16 protein-coding genes are annotated in these 17,342 nt (G+C 72.3%); 10 read left to right on the forward strand and 6 right to left on the reverse strand.

Going from position 1 to position 17,342, the window contains the following annotated elements:
- The first annotated feature begins 119 nt into the window (after nt 1–119).
- On the forward strand, nt 120–5,096 hold the full coding sequence (locus ABD883_RS03095; protein ID WP_345029726.1) for a DUF4011 domain-containing protein: 4,977 nt from the start codon (nt 120–122) through the stop codon (nt 5,094–5,096).
- A gap of 8 nt (nt 5,097–5,104) precedes the next feature.
- Complete coding sequence (locus tag ABD883_RS03100; RefSeq protein ID WP_345029728.1) at nt 5,105–5,347, forward strand: hypothetical protein; 243 nt, start codon at nt 5,105–5,107, stop codon at nt 5,345–5,347.
- Nucleotides 5,348–5,512: 165 nt separating this feature from the next.
- On the opposite strand, the gene mscL is transcribed toward ABD883_RS03100, so the two are convergent.
- From mscL to ABD883_RS03120, 4 genes are all read right to left on the reverse strand, one after another.
- Nucleotides 5,513–5,977: a large conductance mechanosensitive channel protein MscL gene (mscL, locus tag ABD883_RS03105; RefSeq protein ID WP_295687956.1), complete on the reverse strand. Its 465-nt coding sequence runs from the start codon at nt 5,975–5,977 to the stop codon at nt 5,513–5,515.
- A gap of 267 nt (nt 5,978–6,244) precedes the next feature.
- Nucleotides 6,245–6,937 (reverse strand): SAF domain-containing protein, encoded by a 693-nt coding sequence (locus ABD883_RS03110; RefSeq protein WP_247423290.1) that lies wholly within the window; start codon nt 6,935–6,937, stop codon nt 6,245–6,247.
- A gap of 154 nt (nt 6,938–7,091) precedes the next feature.
- Nucleotides 7,092–7,466: an FmdB family zinc ribbon protein gene (locus tag ABD883_RS03115; RefSeq protein ID WP_345029736.1), complete on the reverse strand. Its 375-nt coding sequence runs from the start codon at nt 7,464–7,466 to the stop codon at nt 7,092–7,094.
- A gap of 67 nt (nt 7,467–7,533) precedes the next feature.
- Nucleotides 7,534–8,265: a 5-formyltetrahydrofolate cyclo-ligase gene (locus ABD883_RS03120; RefSeq protein WP_345029739.1), complete on the reverse strand. Its 732-nt coding sequence runs from the start codon at nt 8,263–8,265 to the stop codon at nt 7,534–7,536.
- 23 nt (nt 8,266–8,288) lie between these two features.
- Here ABD883_RS03120 and galU point away from each other — a divergent pair, with 23 nt between their 5' ends.
- The 4 genes from galU to ABD883_RS03140 all read left to right on the forward strand — a co-directional run bounded on the left by galU (nt 8,289) and on the right by ABD883_RS03140 (nt 12,625).
- A complete protein-coding gene (gene galU, locus ABD883_RS03125; RefSeq protein ID WP_345029741.1) occupies nt 8,289–9,221 on the forward strand; it encodes a UTP--glucose-1-phosphate uridylyltransferase GalU in 933 nt (310 codons plus the stop codon).
- Nucleotides 9,218–9,988, forward strand: a complete 771-nt coding sequence (locus ABD883_RS03130; protein ID WP_345029743.1) for a molybdopterin-binding domain-containing protein — start codon at nt 9,218–9,220, stop codon at nt 9,986–9,988. Before galU ends, ABD883_RS03130 begins: the two co-directional genes overlap by 4 nt.
- Nucleotides 9,989–9,991: 3 nt before the next feature.
- Complete coding sequence (locus ABD883_RS03135; RefSeq protein WP_345029745.1) at nt 9,992–10,645, forward strand: GNAT family N-acetyltransferase; 654 nt, start codon at nt 9,992–9,994, stop codon at nt 10,643–10,645.
- 111 nt (nt 10,646–10,756) lie between these two features.
- Nucleotides 10,757–12,625: a hypothetical protein gene (locus ABD883_RS03140; RefSeq protein WP_345029747.1), complete on the forward strand. Its 1,869-nt coding sequence runs from the start codon at nt 10,757–10,759 to the stop codon at nt 12,623–12,625.
- A gap of 126 nt (nt 12,626–12,751) precedes the next feature.
- On the opposite strand, the gene ABD883_RS03145 is transcribed toward ABD883_RS03140, so the two are convergent.
- Complete coding sequence (locus ABD883_RS03145) at nt 12,752–14,209, reverse strand: NAD-dependent succinate-semialdehyde dehydrogenase (RefSeq protein ID WP_137318943.1); 1,458 nt, start codon at nt 14,207–14,209, stop codon at nt 12,752–12,754.
- A gap of 188 nt (nt 14,210–14,397) precedes the next feature.
- On the opposite strand from ABD883_RS03145, the gene ABD883_RS03150 reads away from it, so the two are divergent.
- Together ABD883_RS03150 and ABD883_RS03155 are read left to right on the forward strand one after the other, a co-directional pair.
- Nucleotides 14,398–14,742, forward strand: coding sequence for a cupin domain-containing protein (locus tag ABD883_RS03150; protein ID WP_247423277.1), 345 nt, complete (start codon nt 14,398–14,400; stop codon nt 14,740–14,742).
- Nucleotides 14,739–15,113: a DUF488 domain-containing protein gene (locus tag ABD883_RS03155; RefSeq protein ID WP_137318945.1), complete on the forward strand. Its 375-nt coding sequence runs from the start codon at nt 14,739–14,741 to the stop codon at nt 15,111–15,113. Before ABD883_RS03150 ends, ABD883_RS03155 begins: the two co-directional genes overlap by 4 nt.
- 33 nt (nt 15,114–15,146) lie before the next feature.
- On the opposite strand, the gene ABD883_RS03160 is transcribed toward ABD883_RS03155, so the two are convergent.
- Nucleotides 15,147–15,467 carry a GNAT family N-acetyltransferase gene (locus tag ABD883_RS03160; RefSeq protein ID WP_175406885.1) on the reverse strand — a complete coding sequence of 107 codons (321 nt, stop codon included), beginning with the start codon at nt 15,465–15,467 and terminating at the stop codon, nt 15,147–15,149.
- 298 nt (nt 15,468–15,765) lie between these two features.
- Here ABD883_RS03160 and ABD883_RS03165 point away from each other — a divergent pair, with 298 nt between their 5' ends.
- Both ABD883_RS03165 and ABD883_RS03170 read left to right on the forward strand, forming a co-directional pair.
- Nucleotides 15,766–16,728, forward strand: coding sequence for an ornithine cyclodeaminase family protein (locus ABD883_RS03165; protein WP_265808369.1), 963 nt, complete (start codon nt 15,766–15,768; stop codon nt 16,726–16,728).
- Nucleotides 16,725–17,270, forward strand: coding sequence for a GNAT family N-acetyltransferase (locus tag ABD883_RS03170; RefSeq protein ID WP_345029752.1), 546 nt, complete (start codon nt 16,725–16,727; stop codon nt 17,268–17,270). Before ABD883_RS03165 ends, ABD883_RS03170 begins: the two co-directional genes overlap by 4 nt.
- Nucleotides 17,271–17,342: the final 72 nt, after the last annotated feature.

Here is a 17,342-nt window from a genome sequence, read left to right on the forward strand (position 1 = left end):
ATCGTGGGGGCGCACCGGTCGCGGCGCACGGACAGTCTAGCAGTCCGATCGGCGCCGAAATTTCGCCGCTGACGGTGCGCCGGGCGGTGATCGCGGCCCGATCCCGATAGTCTCGAGCTGTGTCATATTCCGATTCCACTACTCAGGCCTCCGTCGGCGGAACGTTCGCGGCGTGGAAGGAACAGGCTGCCCGGATCGGCGGCCGGGACACCATGCTCCAGTACCGCGATTCCCGCGACGGTTCGATCGAGCTCACCGGTGCGCATCCCTCCGGGCTCGCCCAGCTGCTCGCCGGCCGGCCCACGCGCCTGTCGAGCCTGATCCGCGACCAGGAGCTGCTGTCCGACGCCCGTCGTCGCGCCCGCTCGATCCGGCAGAAGGCCGAGCAGCTCGCCAGTGAGCGCGGGATCAACACCGCGCACCTCGCGATCGGCTTCGCCACCTGGAGCCGCGACGAGTCCGGCGGCCGCACCGACTACATCGCCCCCGTCATGCTCCGCCACGTGCGGCTCGTGCCCCGCGGCAGCCGGGTCGAGGACTTCGAGATCGTGCTCGACGACGAGATCACGATCAATCCTGCCCTCGTGTCCTACCTCGAGCGCCACCACCGGGTGACGATCGACGTCGACGAATGGGTCGAGGCGACCGGCAACAGCCACGGCTTCGACGCCGCCCCGGTGTTCGAGCGCCTCCGCGCGCTCGCCAAGGGGATCCCCGGCCTGCTCGTCAACCAGCGTCTCGTCGTGTCGACCTTCGCCAACATCACGACCCCCTTCAGCGGGGAGGAGCTGCCCGGCGGCCACCCGGTGCTCCGTGCGCTCGCCGGTGACGATGCCGCCCGCCGCAGCTTCGGCGGTTCCGCTGCCCGGGCACCCGAACGCAGCGTCCAGTCGCATTCCGCTCCCGAGGCGCCCTCCGCCGGGAAGCCGCCGGCCGGCGGGAAGGCGGCGCGCGAATCCTCGGCCGAGGTGTCTCTCGACGAGGGGCAGCCGACCGAGCCGATCCTCGACGCCGACATCCCCGGGGAAGCCCCCGCTGCTCCGGCCGCCGCATCCGCACCCGCTGCCGACGGCGCCCCGTCCGGTGCTGAGAAGCCGGCGGTGGAGACCCCGGGGGAGGGCGCCCCGCGTGAGGGTGCCTCCGACGATCCCGAAGCCGCGCCGGCCGATGACGCGAAGGCCGATCCCATCGGCTCCGACAGCACCGACGGCCCTGACCGGCCCGACAGCACCGAGGGCCCTGAGGCCGACGACTCCGACGGGCCGACCCACGCGGGATCCGCCACCGGCGACTCCGATGCGGCCGACGCCTCGACCGCCGACGCCGAGTCCGACGAGGATTCCACTGTTGACGACGCCCCCACCGGCAGCACCGCCGTGCCGGTCGGGCGCCGGGAGCAGAAGCGGGCCGCACGGAAGCACGCAGCCGAGCGCCGCACCCCGCGCTCGGCGTCCCGCGACGACTCCTCGGGCTCCGACCGGGACGACACCGGATTGGACGAGGCGAGCGCCGCGGACCCGGGCGCCGTGTCCGCACCGACGCCGAAGCCGCGCGAGCTGCCCCGGCCGCTGCCGGACCGGAAGCCGCAGGAGGAATTCCTCGCGATCGACGTCGACGGCGACCAGCAGGCCGTCGTTGATGCCGCCGTGATGGGCGAATCCGTGGTCGTCGACACCCCGCCCGGCACCGGCGCCACCCAGGTCGCCGTCGCGATCGCCACCACGCTCGCCCACACCGGCCGCAGCGTCCTCTACCTCGCGCAGAACTCCGATGCGCTCGGCGATTTCGCCTCCCGCCTCGAGCGCGCCGGGCTCGGCGGCTTCGCCGTCGACGGTCGGATGACCCTGACCGAGGTCCACACCCGCCTGATCTCGCTCATCGCCGACGCCGAACGCGCACCCCGCCCCGACCTCGGCGGTCTGCTCGCCAAGCTCAACGACCAGCGGGCGATCCTCAGCGAGCACTCCGAGTCGCTCCACCGGGTGCGCGAACCCTGGGGCGTGTCCGTGCTGTCGACCATGCGGCGCCTCGCGCAGCTCACCGCCGAGCAACCCGGTCCGTCGACCGCGGTGCGCTTCGACTCGTCCGTCGTCGAGGCGAGCGAGGCCGAGCGGGAGGACCTCCGCGCCCGCCTCATCGAGTTCTCCGAGCTCGGCGCCTTCACCCTCGACGTCGAGGACACCGTGTGGTTCGGCGCCCGGTTCGCCAGCGATGAGGACGCCGAGGCGGCCCGCCGCGTCGCCGAGCGCGCCGGGAAGAAGATCCCGGCCCTCGTGGAGCTCGTCGAGCCGCTGCTCCGCCAAGCCGGCCTCAACCCCGCCCGCACCGTCGACGCCTGGGGCCGCTGCCTCGCCGTCCTGCTCGGCGTGCGCAGGACGCTCGACCGGTTCTCGCCCGACGTCTACGACCACAACCTGTCCGATCTCATCGCCGCGACCGGCAGCGCCGAATATCGCCGCGAGCACCAGATCGAGATGGGCATGTTCGAGCGCAACCGGTACAAGAAGGCCGCACGCGAGTTCCTGCGCCCCGGCGCGACGGTCGACGACATGCACGCAGCACTGCTCGCCGCCGCCCAGCAGCGCGCCGAGCTGCGCGACATCGCCGGGCGTGACATCCGCCCGCAGATCCCGCGCGGCCTGCTCGAGGCCGACGAGCTCCACCAGGAGATCGTCGCCGACTTCCGCAAGCTCGAACCGGTGCTCAGCGACACCCCCGACGGCGGGGACCTCGGGTCCATGCTCGTCGAGGAGGCGCAGGCCCGGCTGCAGGCGCTCGGCGAGGACCGCGACAGCCTCGCGGACCTGCCTGCCCGCACCCGGATCGACACCGAGCTCCGCGGCCGCGGCCTCGGCGATCTCCTCAGCGACCTGCGCGAACGCCGCGTGCCGCACGAGCTCGTGGGCCAGGAGTTCGACCTCGCCTACTGGGCGACCGTGCTCAAGCAGCTCGCCGCCGCCGATCCCCAGGTGGGCGGCCACGACGGGACCGAGCTCCATCGCGTCGTCGCCGACTACCGGATCTGCGACAAGCAGTACGTCGCCGCGGGCGCCGCCCGGCTGCGCTACAGCCACGGCCAGGGCTGGAAGCGCGCGATCGAGGAGCACCAGGACGAGGCGCAGGCCGTGCGCGACGCCCTGCGCTCCCGCCACCTCCACGTCGAGGCGCTGAGCGAGCAGGCACCGCGCGTGCTCACCGCGCTCGCCCCGGTGTGGATGATGAGCCCTTTCCAGGTGCCGGAGTACTTCGCCGACGTGCCGCTGTTCGACACCGTGATCATCGCCGACGCCGGGCGGATGTCCGTGACCGAGGTGCTCCCGGCGATCGCCCGCTCCAAGCAGGTCATCGCACTCGGCGACGACCGGCTGCTCGGCCCGCGCGAGTTCAGCGTCGCCGTCGACCGCCGCGGCCAGCGCGACAACGCGAGCGGCCCGAGCGTGTTCGGCGCGCTCGCGGAGTTCCTCCCGTCCCACCGCCTCCACACGAGCTACCGGCACTCGCCGGCCGGCCTCGTCGACCTCGTCAACCGCCGGTTCTACGACTCGACGATCTCGAGCCTGCCGACCGCCCTGACGAACGAGGGCTCCGGCGTCGAGTTCTCATTCGTGCCCGACGCGCTCGGCAGTCCCGACACCGCCACCGGTCAGGTCGAGAGCCTCGATGTCGAGGTCGACCGCGTCGTCGACCTCGTGCTCAAGCACGCGCGCACCCGCTCGCGGCAGTCGCTCGCCGTTGTCACCCTCACCCCGTGGCACGCGCAGCGCGTCGCCGCGGCGATCCAGCAGGCGATCCGCACCTACCCCTACGTCGCGTCGTTCTTCACCGACCCGACGAAGGAGCCGTTCGTCGTCACCGACTGCGAACGGATCCAGGGGATGGCCCGGGATGCCGTGATCTTCTCACTCGGCTACGGCCGCACCCGGCAGGGTCGCGTCGTCTACAACTTCGGGGCGCTGTCGAAGCCCGGCGGGGAGAGGCTGCTCGCCGCAGCGGTGACCCGCGCCCGGCGCAAGCTCACCGTCGTGTCGTGCTTCGAGGCCGACGACTTCGAGCTCGCCCGCCTCCGCCACGGCGCCCGTGTGCTGCCCGGGCTGCTCGCGGACGCCGCCGCCGGCGGCCGCACCATGCCCGCCGCCGGTGACGCGGAGCGCGACCCGCTGATCTCCGACATCGCCGAGCGCCTGCTGCGCAGCGGGGTGTACTCCGACGAGGGGTACGAGGACATCGACCTCGCCGTCTCCGTATCCGCCGACCCCACCCAGGGGATGGCTCTCGCGGTGGAGACCGACGGTGCGGACTACGCCGCGACGGAGAGCATCCGTGAGCGCGAGCGGCTCCGCGCGGAGGCTCTCGCCCGACGCGGTTGGCGCTATCTGCGGGTGTGGTCGACGGATGCGTTCGTCGACCCGCAGGCGGAGGCGGATCGGATCTTCGAGATGTGGAAGGAGACCGTCGAGGATCGTTCCCCGCAGGCCGTGCTCGATGCCGCCCGCGCCGCAGCGGTGGTCGTGGGCCGGCAGGGCAACCGCCCCAAGCTCACCCCGGGGCTCCCGCTCCACACGTACTCCGCCGAGGACCTCGACGCGATGGTCGACTGGATCCAGTCCGACCGTGTGTCCCGCGGCGACGACGAGCTCAAGGTGCAGCTGCGCGCCGCACTCGCGCTCAAGGGCCGCTCCCGGCGTGTGGAGTCCGGGCTCGACGCCGCCGTCGCCCGCTACCGCGACCGCTATGCGCAGGCCAAGCGGTCCGCCGCGCCGCCGGCCGAGCAGGCCGGTCGCACCGAGGACGAGGTGTTCCTCCCCGCCGCGGGCGGCTCCGTGGGCCAGAGCGAGGTCATGCCGCTGTACAACACCGGCAAGCTCCGCGAGCAGGACCTCCTCGACGCCGGACTCCGCGAGTCCGAGCAGGGCCGACGCTCGGAGGAGGAGCATGCGCCCGAGGCGGGAGCCGCAGGGAAGAGCACCGGTGCTGGATCCGAGAACGTCGCGGATGGCGGCGGTGCCGGCAAGCATCCCGGGAAGCGCGTCGCGCAGGACGGTGATGCCCGCGACGCCGGGGAATCCGCCTCCGATCGCGGGGACGCGCGGAGCTGAGGCGTCCCATGCCGCCCGAGGAGCAGAACGGCGTCGAGCCGAGCGCTGCCGACGACCGTGCTTCCGCGCAGCGGCGCGCCCGCGACGCGCGGACCCGCGCGGCAGTCGAGGCCTACCGGCGTACGCTGCGCAACGAGTCATCGGCCGGCGACGGCCTCGATCGCGAGCCCGGCGGGCCCGGAGCGGTCAGCGCGGAGGAGGCCCGGCTGCTCGCCGAGCGCCCGCCCCACTGGCAGACCAAGCCGCGCTGAGCGGGTTGACCGTCCTGGTGCACCACTGCACCCCGTTCACCGGCCCGGGCGCGGCGCACGGCATTGAGGTGCCATCGACACGACAGCGCCCCCGGACTCCTGTCCGGGGGCGCTGTGATCGCGTCGGGTCCGAGGCGCCTCTGCGTGGAGGTCTGCCTCTTCGACTCAGTGGCGCGGGGGGTAGTTCGGGTCGATGCCGGTGGCCGGGCCGCCCTCGAGGCGCTGGTCGGGGACGACGTCCTGGGCACCCTTGGCGAGCAGGTCGCGGATCTCGGCGAGCAGCTCCTCCTGGGTGGGGGGCACGTCCTCTTCAGCAGCACCGCGCTTGCGGAGCTCGTTGAGCTTGTTCATCGGCATGATGATGACGAAGTAGACGACAGCGGCGACGATGAGGAAGTTGATCGCCGCGGTGATCACGGCACCGAAGTCGAGGAAGGTCGCCTCGACGTCGGGACGGATGCGGAAGCCGAGACCGCCCACGTCCGGCGAGCCGACGGCCGCGATGAGCGGGTTGATGATGTTGTCGGAGATGGCGTTCACGATCGCGGTGAACGCTCCGCCGATGATGACGGCGGTCGCCAGCTCGATGACATTGCCGCGGAGGATGAAATCCCGGAAGCCCTTGAGCATAGTGTGTCCTTTCACAGATGGGTCAGGAGCACACTGCTCCCGTGTGCGCATGAGCGCCCAGAACATGATAGCGGCGAAAAGACGATCCAGTAGACATTTCAAGCATCTCAGAATTTGATACTCGTCACATTACCGGGCCGGTTCTCGAGAGACTGACAGCTTGAGCACACGGAGCCGCTGGTGAGGTGGCCGATGTGCCGGTGAGCGGCCGGGATCGACCGCGACCGCAGCAGCATCGGACGCCTGCCGATGTCCTCTCGCTCCCTCTCAATTGAGCAGGGCGAAGCTCAGCGCCGTGCCGGACACCGCGGCGAGCGCGCTGGCCTGGGGTCCGGACACGATGAGTGTGATCACCGTCGTCGACCCGGACACCGCGGTCCCCGCCCGTTGGGAGATCGAAGCGACCACCGCCTCGTCGATCACCGCGCCGGTCCCGTCCGCCCCTGCGGCACCCGGCACCCCCTCGACCTCTCCATCGGCGCCGCCTGCGGCCGAGGTGCCCGCTCCCGGAGCGAACACCCGGACCCGGTGCCCCGGCCGCAGGGTGGCCGCCGCGGCCTCGTCGGTCACCGTCACCGGCATGAGGAGCTGCCCCTCTGCCAGCGGTTCGGCGCGCGGGGCGAGCAGCCCGGACCGCGTGACCGGCAGGCCGGGGCTCAGATGCGCCGCGGAGGTGCTGCCGATCGCCTCGGCGACGGATTCGATGGCGTCGGCGGGGACGAGCGCGGCGGGATAGGTGCGGGTCCCGAGGTCGCCGGCACCGATCGTCGAGCCCGGGGCGATGTCACCGGCGGCGACGACCACCGGGGTGCCCGCGGGACGCGGTGTCAGCGCCCAGACGACGAGCGTGGTCGCGAGGGCGAGCGCGAGTGAGGCGAGGAGGCGACGGGTGCGGCGGCGATCCTTGACGGACAGCGCGGCGAACCGCTGCAGGGGGAGAGGGAGTCGGAAGGAGACCATGACCCGACTGTGCCCCGCGGAGCCCGGACCGCGCTACGACCGTCGTGCGCCTGTGGATGGAGGGCGCGCGGCCGTCCCCAATGTGACCTGAGGACGGTGCACTGTGACCAGAGGACGGTTCTCGATCGTGCCCCGTGCCGGGAGCAGGAGACCGTCAGGCGGAGGTCGAGGCCGTGGATTTCGAGGACGAGGAGCTCGAATCGCCGGTCGCCGAGGTGCTCGACGTGCCGGAGTCCGAGGAGCCGGACCCCGAGGAGCCGGAGGGGGCGCCCGTGCTGCCGCCGGCAGCAGCAGCGTCCTTCGAACCCGACTCGGATCCGCCCGACTTCGCCGCTGCGCGGGAGCCGCCGGAGGAGCGGGAGTCGGTCGCGTAGAAGCCCGAACCCTTGAACGTCACTCCCACATTGCCGAAGACCTTGCGCAGGGTGCCCTGGCACTCCGGGCACACGGTCAGCGAATCGTCGGTGAACGCCTGGTGGATGTCGAAGGCGTGACCGCAGTTCTTGCAGGCATAGGAGTACGTGGGCATTGTCGGCCTTTCTCGTCAGAGTCCCGAAGAAGTATAGACCAGCACGCATGCCCTGCCGGGTCGCGTCTCAGCCCACCGGCGAGCGTCTCACCCCCACCGGCACGATGCCGCGCTCGGTGACGACGGCGTCGACCCGCAGATCCCAGGGCTGGTGGGGAAGCGCATCGACGAGCTCCTCTGCGAAGCACACCCCGAGCACCTGCGCCCCGCACCCGGTCGGCGGGGCGGCCCCCCGCGGACCGAAGGTGCGGTCGTAGAAGCCGCCGCCGTTGCCCAGCCGCACCCCGGCGCGCGAGAACGCGAGGCCGGGCACGAGGATCGTGTCGACCGGTGGGAGGGGGCGGCCGGCAGGCCCCGCCATCTCACCGGCGAGCGCCTCGGCGGCGGGTGCCCCGGACCTCGGCTCGCGGATCTGCCACTTCCCCGTGCGGGGGAGCGTGCTCATCGGCCCGGTGAGCACGCCGAAGTCGAGGGGCCGGCCGGCGGTGGTGAGGGGGAGGAGCACCGCGGCGCCCGCGGCCCTCGCCTGATCGAGTGCGAGATCGAGGCAGGGCTCACCGGCCAAGGAGGCATAGCCGAGGACAGCGCGGGAGCCGGCGAGCACCTCGGCGAGCACGGCCGCGAACCGCTCCGGCTCCCCGGGGGCGGTCGGCCCGGCACCCGGCTCCCGGACCCCTGCTCCCCCGGCGAGCGCCTCGGCCGCGGCCCGCGCGCGCTCGCGGCGACGGGTGCGCACCCTCCTGCGCAGCCGCGCCTTGGCGGCGGCCTCCATGCTCTTGGGTTCCGGCGTCGTGTCCACGCCTTCAGCGTAGACTGGCCGGCATGGCAGACAAGCAGATCGTTCCCGTGCGCAAGGCCGTCATCCCCGTCGCGGGGCTCGGCACCCGGTTCCTCCCGGCGACCAAGGCGACCCCCAAGGAGATGCTCCCCGTCGTCGACAAGCCGGCCATCCAGTACGTCGTCGAGGAGGCGGTGGGGGCCGGGCTCTCCGACGTGCTCATGGTGACCGGCCGGAACAAGCGTCCGCTCGAGGACCACTTCGACCGGGTGGACGGCCTCGAGAGCGCGCTCAAGGACAAGGGCGACGAGAAGAAGCTCGCCCTCGTGCAGAACGCCTCGGAGCTCGCCGACATCCACTACGTCCGCCAGGGCGACCCGCTGGGACTCGGCCATGCCGTCCTCAAGAGCCATCAGCACGTCGGCCAGGAGCCCTTCGCCGTGCTGCTCGGCGACGACCTCATCGATGAGGCGAACCCGATCCTGCCGAAGATGATCGAGGTCCAGGAGCGGACCGGCGGCTGCGTCGTCGCGCTCATGGAGGTCCCGGCCGACACCATCAACCTCTACGGCTGCGCCGCGGTCGAGGAGACCGGGGAGGACGGCGTCGTGCGCGTCACCGGGCTGGTGGAGAAGCCGGAACCGGAATCCGCGCCGTCGAACCTCGCGATCATCGGCCGCTATGTCCTCGCCCCGGAGATCTTCGACGTCCTGCGCGTCACCCCTCCCGGGCGCGGCAACGAGATCCAGCTCACCGATGCGCTCGAGACCCTCGCCGCGGATCCGGATTCGGCCGGGGTCTACGGCGTCGTGTTCTCCGGGGACCGCTACGACACCGGTGACAAGATCAGCTACCTCAAGGCCGTCGTCCAGCTCGCCGGCCGGCGCGACGACCTCGCCGACGAGCTCCACGCGTGGCTCCGCGACTACGTCGCCGCGCTCGACGCCCCGCAGTCCGGCGGCGCCTCCGACCGATGACCGAGATCCCCCGACCGTGGGTCGACGACCGGGCGATGAAGCCGTACTCCGCGCTCGTCGTACCGGTGTCCGCCGCGGTGGACACCAGCCTCGTGCGGACGCTCGTGACCGCCTTCGAGGGCCACGAGTTCTCCGTGGTCGAATCGATCCTCGGCTCCGGCGACCGGCTCCAGGCGCTCATCGACGATGCGGCGTCCTCGTTCGACGTGCTCGTCACGATCGGCGGTCTGCGGGCCAACGGCGACCCCGACATCGCCGACATCCTGCGCACCGAGATCGAGGTCGAGGTGCCAGGGCTGTCCGAGCTGCTCCGCCGTGAGCAGTACGCCGCCGGCCACCGTGCAGCGGTGTTCGAGAACCTCGTGTGCGGCCGGATCGACGGCACTCTCGTCGTCACCCTGCCGGACCGCGCCGAGGCGGTCGCCGCCAGTGCCGAGCTCCTCGCCGGACTCGCCTCGGAGATGCTCGCCGAGCTCGACGAGCCGCCGGCGGACGGGCTCGAGTTCGATCTGGAGACCGGATCCGGTGAGACCCTGCCATGGCCGGTCGTCGTCGACGACCCGCATCCCGATGCGACGATCCTCCAGATGTGGAACGCCGAGCGTCGGCCGCAGTCCGGGGCGGGCGAGGGCCCGGCCGAGGGCGACGAGGAGCATGCGGACGGTACCGCACCCGCCGGCGGCCGCCCCACCGACACGGCGCTCTCCGACACGATGCCCACTGACACGATGCCCACCGACGGCCCGCAGTCCGGGTCCGCGGACTGAGCGATGAGCAGCTTCTGGCCGGTCGTGCTGTCCGAGGGCGGGCTCGTCCTCCGGCCGCTCCACCGGCAGGATGCGCGCGAGTACACCGAGGTGCGCCGCCACAACGCCGACTGGCTCCGCCCCTGGGAGGCGACGAACCCCGACCCCGGGTACACCCTGCCGAGCTTCCACCCGCTGCGCCGGATGCTCGCGAGCCAGGCCCGCCAGGGGCTCATCCTGCCCTTCGCGATCGAGGTCGACGGCCGGTTCCGGGGCCAGCTCACGGTGAGCTCCTTCCAGTGGGGGTCCCTGCTCAGCGCGACGATCGGCTACTGGATCGACGAGCGGGTCGCCGGCTGGGGGCACACGCCCACCGCGGTCGCGCTCGCCGCCGACCACTGCTTCTCCGCGCTCGGTCTGCACCGGATCGAGATCAACATCCGGCCGGAGAACACGGCGAGCCTGCGGGTGGTGGAGAAGCTCGGCTTCCGCGACGAGGGCGTGCGCGAGCGCTACATGCACATCGACGGGGAGTGGTGCGATCACCGCACCTTCGCCCTCGTCGCCGAGGACGTGCCCTTCGGCCTCCTCGACTACTGGCAGCGCGTCCGGAACTCCTCCGCCGGCCCGGTCGCCGACGACCGCCACTGGCCCGGTGGCACGGAATCCTGGTCCTGAGACGCGGAATCGGACCCCCGAGGGGATGAACCCGGCCCAGAACACCGGACGGATCCCGACACGCCCCCTGTGATCCGATCGTGACCTGCTCCACCCTTCTACAGTTGGACTGTGGATACCAGCATCACCATCGCCCTCGTCATCGCAGTGCTGTTCGTATTCATGCTGCCCGCGTCCCTGCGCCGCATCGACCGCACGCTCACCCACGGCCACGTCCACGACGTCCCCGCCACTGCGCGGGAATGCGCCGAGGTGCGCGCCACCTCGTGCCTGCAGCCGGCCGACGCACCCCGGCTCTACGCCGCGGATCGTGACGCCGCGGAGTTCGAACCGCCCCAGATCGTCCACCGGGTGGCCGATTCGGCGCCGGTGCTCCACCTGTCCAAGCCCGCCCCGCGCCTCGCGGTCATCGACGGCGATGTCCCGAACAGCGCACGGCCGGCCGACAGCTCGCCTGCGGAGAGGGGGACCGCGCACCTCGACCTCGCCGCCCCGCTCGATCCCGAGGCCGAGGCGGCCGCGCTGCCGCTGGCGGTCGGCCAGACCGCGTTCCTCCCGCTCTCCACCCACCACGAACCGATGGACTCTCACATGACCTCTTCCCAGTCACCCGCCACGGGCCCGTCGATGCAGCACCGCACGAACCGGAACCTGCCCGCCCACCTCCGCGCTCGCATCGCCGACTCCCGGCACACCGCCGGCACGGTCGGCGCGCGCGTCGGCACCCCGGCGGCTGGTCAGGGCCGGGGGCCCGCCTCGGGCGCGCCTGCCGGTGCGCGAGGTGAGGGGTCCGGCGGCTCCGCGGCGCCCACGCGCTCCACCCCGGCCGCCGATCGGGATCTCCGCCCGCAGCCGGCCGACCGGGAATCGAGCGAGAAGATCGCCCGCCTGCGCGCGGCGCTGCCGTTCGTCGGCCTCGGCTTCCTCGCCACCGCGCTCGCCACCCTCGTGACCGCGGTGCTCGTGCCCTTCGGCGTGCTGCCCTGGGCGGTGCCGGTGCTCACCCTCGTCCTCGCCGGCGGCTGCCTGCTCATGGTCCGCTCGATCAACCTCTCCATCCGTCGACTCCGCCGCGCCGGGGTCGAGGCGCCCGCCGCGAAGGCCTCCGCCACCGCTGCGACCCCCGGAACAGCTGCGACCCCCGAGTCCCGGCGCACTCCCGATGCCGTCGCCCTCGTCGAGGACGACGATCGCGATGCGACCGTGGACCTCTCCGCCATCCGCGCCGTCTTCGGTGCCGGGCGCGGGGCCGAGCACCGCGCCGGGGCGGAGAACCGGGCCGGGGCGGAGCGCGACCCGGGAGCCGGGACCGAGGTTCCGCGCGCGCAGGCGCCCACGGCCACCGAGGAATCCCGCGAGTCCGCTGATTCCGCCGAGCCCACCAAGTCCTCGGCCCCGGATTCGGACTCCGCGCCTGCATCTTCCACCGCGGCCGCATCCTCCACCGCCGAGGCCCCCGCAGCGCGTCACCGGGCGCGTCGCGAGCTCCAGGTCACCCAGGTGCGCGAGCGCGTCGTGCTCAGCCTCGGCACCGACCTCGCTGGGGACGAGGACACGGACGAGCCGGCCGGTGCCTCGGTGACCGGCACCTCGGCGACGGAGCCCCCGGCGAGCGGCACCCCCGCGCCCGCCGGGAGCGACGACCTGCTCGCCACCCGCTTCGCGGCCACCGGCTGGAACCCCTCGCCGGTGCCCACCCCCACCTACGTCGACGCCCCGGTCGTCGATCGGGCGCAGCCGGAGCCGGTCGTGGCCGATGCCTCGTCCTTCCGGCTCGAACCGCAGTCCAAGGAGAGCCTCGCCGAGCGCTTCGCCGCCGAGCTCGGCTACCGCCCGGAGTTCGAGGACGCCGCCCGTGAGGACGACGCGCAGACCGCTGCGGACGCCGGGCCGCTCGCCCACGGCCGGACCGCGATCGGCGGCGCCCGCACCCGCGGCGTCGGCCGCCTCGACGAGGTGCTCGCCCGCCGCCGCGCCTGAGCTCACCCCGCGCAGCGAGCCGGGACGCGCACCTCCCGAACACCCGCATCGCACCAGCACGCAGATGGCCCCCGGTCGAAGGACCGGGGGCCATCTGCGTGTGCAGGGCGCGTGCTACGCAGCTGGTCAGCCGCGCGGCAGAGCCACGTACTTGACCTCGAGGAACTCGTCGATGCCCACGCGGCCGCCCTCGCGGCCCAGACCCGACTGCTTGTACCCGCCGAACGGTGCGCCCGGGTTGGAGATCAGGCCGGTGTTGAGCCCGATCATGCCGCACTCGAGCTCCTCAGCCAGACGCATCGCGCGGCCGATGTTCTCGCTGTACAGGTAGCCGGCGAGGCCGTACTCGGTCTCGTTGGCCAGCGCGATCGCCTCCTCGTCGGTGTCGAACGGAGTGATCGGGGCGACCGGTCCGAAGATCTCCTCGATGCGGATGTCGGAGTCCTCCGGCACATCGGTGAGCACGGTCGGAGCGTAGAAGTAGCCCTCGCCGTCGATCTTCTTCCCGCCGGTGAGGACCTTCGCGCCCTTGCCCACGGCGTCATCGACGAGCTCGGCGACCTTGTTCAGCGCCTTCTCCTCGACGAGCGGGCCCACCTCGGTGCCCTCGTCCAGGCCGTTGCCGACCTTCATCGCACCCATCCGCTCGGCGAGCCGGCGGGCGAACTCGTCGGACACGGAGCGGTGGACGAAGAAGCGGTTGGCGGCGGTGCAGGCCTCGCCGATGTTGCGCATCTTGGCGACCATCGCGCCCTCGACGGCCTTGTCGAGGTCCGCATCCTCGCAGACGACGAACGGGGCGTTGCCGCCGAGTTCCATCGAAGTGTTCATCACGGTCTTCGCCGCCTGCTCGAGCAGGCCGATGCCCACCTCGGTCGAACCGGTGAAGGTGACCTTGCGGGCGATCCCGGACTCCATCCACGGCGTCACGACGCGGCCGGCGGAGTTCGAGGTGACGACGTTGAGGACCCCGGCGGGCAGCCCGGCGTCGACGAGCGCCTCGACGAGCAGCAGCGAGGTCAGCGGGGTGAGCTTGGCGGGTTTGAACACCATCGTGCAGCCGGCGGCGATCGCGGGGCCGATCTTGCGGGTGCCCATGGCGAGCGGGAAGTTCCACGGGGTGACGAGCACGCACGGGCCCACCGGCTCACGGGAGACCATGATGCGGGTGCTGCCGTCGGGGGACTTGGTGAAGTCGCCGTCGATCCGCACGGCCTCCTCGGAGAACCAGCGGAAGAACTCGGCGCCGTAGGTCACCTCGCCCTTGGACTCCGCGAGCGGCTTGCCCATCTCCGCGGTCATCACCGCGGCGATGTCGTCGGCGCGCTCGATGAGGATCTCGTAGGCGCGGCGCAGGATCTCCGCTCGCTCGCGCGGTGCGGTGCGGCCCCACGAGTCCTGGGTCTCCCCGGCGACCTCGATAGCCTCCTCGGCGTCCGCGGCGGAGCCGTCGGCCACGCTGGTGAGGACCTTCCCGGTGGCGGGATTGATGACGTCGATGGTCTTCCCGCCTTCGGCGTCACGCCACTGTCCGTTGATGAACAGGCCGGTATTCATGCGGTCGATGATGGGCTGGACGTCCATAGCGCTCGTTCCCTTCCGTTGGGTGATCCTGGTTGCCAGGGGCTGGTGTCAGTCTAATGTGACACGCGGTGCATTCCACCCGCCTGTTCGACCCGTGGACGCAGCGGGCGGGCGCACGCGGTGCCGGGTTCCCGCAGCGATGACGGCGAGCCGTGGACGCGGGTGCTCGCGCCTGCTTGGATAGAGCCATGGTCGACATCACCGCACTCGCAGATGAACTGCTCACCCGCGCCCGGGCCGAGGAGCACGGCCGCGCCGCGGAGCTCGTGGTCCACGACGGGGTGCTGCGCCAGCTCGTCCTCGCGCTCGCCGCGGGCGCCGAGCTCGCCGAGCACAACGCCCCGGCCGCCGCCACCCTCCAGGGATTGCAGGGCCGGGTGCGGCTGAGCTACGCCGCAGGGTCGTCGACGCCCGCGGTGGAGCTCGGTGCGGGAGAGCTCACCGTGATCGGACACGAGCGGCACGGTGTGCACGCGCTCGCCGACAGCGTGCTCGTCCTCACCACGGTCACCGGGCTGCCGGACGGCGCATGACCGCCGTCCCCGAGATCCGGTGCGAGCGCCTCTACGATTCGGCCTCTGGTCCGGGGTACCGTGTGCTCGTCGATCGGCTGTGGCCGCGTGGGGTGAAGAAGACCGCGTTCGAGCACGCCGAGTGGTGCCGGGACGTCGCGCCGAGCGGAGACCTGCGCCGAGCCTTCCACTCCGGCGGGATGGACTTCGAGACCTTCGCCGAGCACTACCGGCAGGAGCTCACGGATTCGGCGGCGCCGGGGGAGCTGCTCGACCGCTTCGAAGCCGCGCCGCAGCGCATCCTCGTGCTGCTCTACGGGGCGAAGGACGACGAGCACAACCACGCTCAGGTGCTCGCTGAGAGGCTGCGGGAGCTCGCGCAGGAGCGCTGAGAGGCTGCGAGAGCTGCGGTCCCTGCGCGTGCCTCAGCGGCGGGAGACGTGCTCGTCCCAGTCGTCGTGCTCGCGGACGAAGCCTGCGACGAACGAGCACGCCGGGACGATCGTCAGCCCCTCGGCGACGGTGGAGTCGAGCGCGTAGCGCACGACCGCGCCTGCGAGTCCGCGCCCGCCCCAGGCCGGCAGGGTCTCCGTGTGGGGGAACAGGCGCTGCTCGCCCCGGTCGCGGTATGCGGCGAGGCTCACCCGGGTGTCGCCGTGCCAGGCGGCGAAGTTCGATGCCTCGGCGTCATGGCGGAGCTCGAAGGTCTCGCCGTCGATCTCGATGGTGCGGGCATCCTGGCTCATGTGTCCTCCTCGATGCGGAACCGACGTCCTCGGTGCGGACCGGTGGTCGCACGCAGCGACTGATCGGGTCAACGCCGGAGCCCGTGGTGCTATTCCGCGGAGTCGGCCTGTGCTGTGTGCGGCCGACTGCGTCGTGGTGTGCCGGGCTGTGCGTGGTGGGCCGTTCATTCCCTCCCGCCCGTGTCCGAGGGTGCCAGTACAGTGGTGCGCAGATGCAACGCGTCGCGGGCGCACCGCCCGCAGCGCATGGAATGCAGCGCGTGCGGCGAAGTGCGCCCACCCGGCGGAGGAGAACTTCATGAGGATTCTGGACGAGGCGACGGTCACCGCCGCCCTGGACTACGCAGGCGCGATCACCGCTCTGCGCACGGCATTGACCTCGGACTTCGATCCCGCCGACGACGCCACGCGGATGTCGGCCCCGCTGACCCGCGGCGAGTTCCTCTTCATGCCCTCCGAGATCGGTGCCTATGCCGCGGTCAAGGTGCTCACCGTCACCCCGGACAACCCGGCGGCCGGCCACCCCCGCATCCAGGGCAGCTGCCTGCTCCTCGACTCGCAGACCCACCGCACGCTCGCGATCCTCGACGGGCCGGCGATCACCAACCTGCGCACCCCCGCAGTGTCGCTCGCCGGGGTCTCCGACGCCCTCACCGGCCGATTCCCCGACGGCGTGCGGATGACCGTGTTCGGCGCCGGGGTGCAGGGACTGCTCCACGTCGAGGCCGCCCGCGCCGTCGTCGAAGTCCGCGAGGTCACCGTCGTCGTGCGCAGGCCCGGTCGCGGCGAGGAGTTCCTCGCCGGCCTCTCCGTGCTCGGCATCCCCGGCACGGAGGTCCTCGGCGGCGACGGATCCGGCGGCGACTCGCCGGACCTCACCCGGGCGCTCGAGCAGTCCGACCTCGTCATCGCCGCCACCTCGGCCGCGGAGCCGCTGTTCGACGCCGCTGCGATCCGCGACGACGCCGTCGTCGTCGCCATGGGCTCCCACAGCCCCGAGGCCCGCGAACTGCCCTCCGCCCTGTTGGGCCGGGCGACCGTCATCGTCGAGAGCCGCCACACCGCGCTCGACGAGTGCGGCGACGTCGTGCTCGCGATCGCCGACGGCGCACTGACGATCGAGGACACCGTGACCTTCAAGGAGGTCGTGACGAGCGGCGGCGCGGTGCTCGCCGACGACCGCCCCATCGTGTTCAAGACCTCCGGCATGTCCTGGGAGGACCTCGTCGTCGCCAAGGCCGTGTACGAGGAGGTGTCGTGACCGGCCTGAACCCGCAGACCGCCGGGCCGGCGGACATCCCCGAGCTCGTCGCGCTCATCGAATCCGCCTACCGCGGGGACGACTCCCGGGCCGGCTGGACGACCGAGGCCGACCTCCTCGACGGGCAGCGGATCGACGCGGACATGGCCGCGGAGATGCTCGCCGAACCCGGCAGCACCGTGCTCCTGGTCCGTGACGAGTCCGGAGCCGCCCTCGGGACCGTGCACCTGCGCGACCTCGGCGACCGGACCGCGTACTTCGGCACCTTCGCGGTGTCCCCGCGCGCCCAGGGCCGGGGCGTGGGCAAGGAGCTCATGACCCACGCGGAGGCCTTCGCCCGCGACCGGTTCGGGGCCGAGCGGATGCGGATGACCGTCATCGACAAGCGCACCGAGCTCATCGCGTTCTACGAGCGCCGCGGCTACCTGCAGACGGGGGAGCGCGAACCGTTCCCCTACGGCGAGGACCGCTTCGGCCTGCCGCGCACCGAGGACCTCGAGTTCGTCGTCCTCATCAAGGAGCTCGGCCCGACTCCGGCCTGACGTCGACCCGGACCGGGTGCGCGCGGGGACGGGTCGCGCACCTCAGCGCAGTGCTCCTCCGATCGGCACCGC

The sequence above is a fragment of the Brevibacterium pityocampae genome, assembly GCF_039541555.1.
GTDB classification, from domain to species: domain Bacteria; phylum Actinomycetota; class Actinomycetes; order Actinomycetales; family Brevibacteriaceae; genus Brevibacterium; species Brevibacterium pityocampae.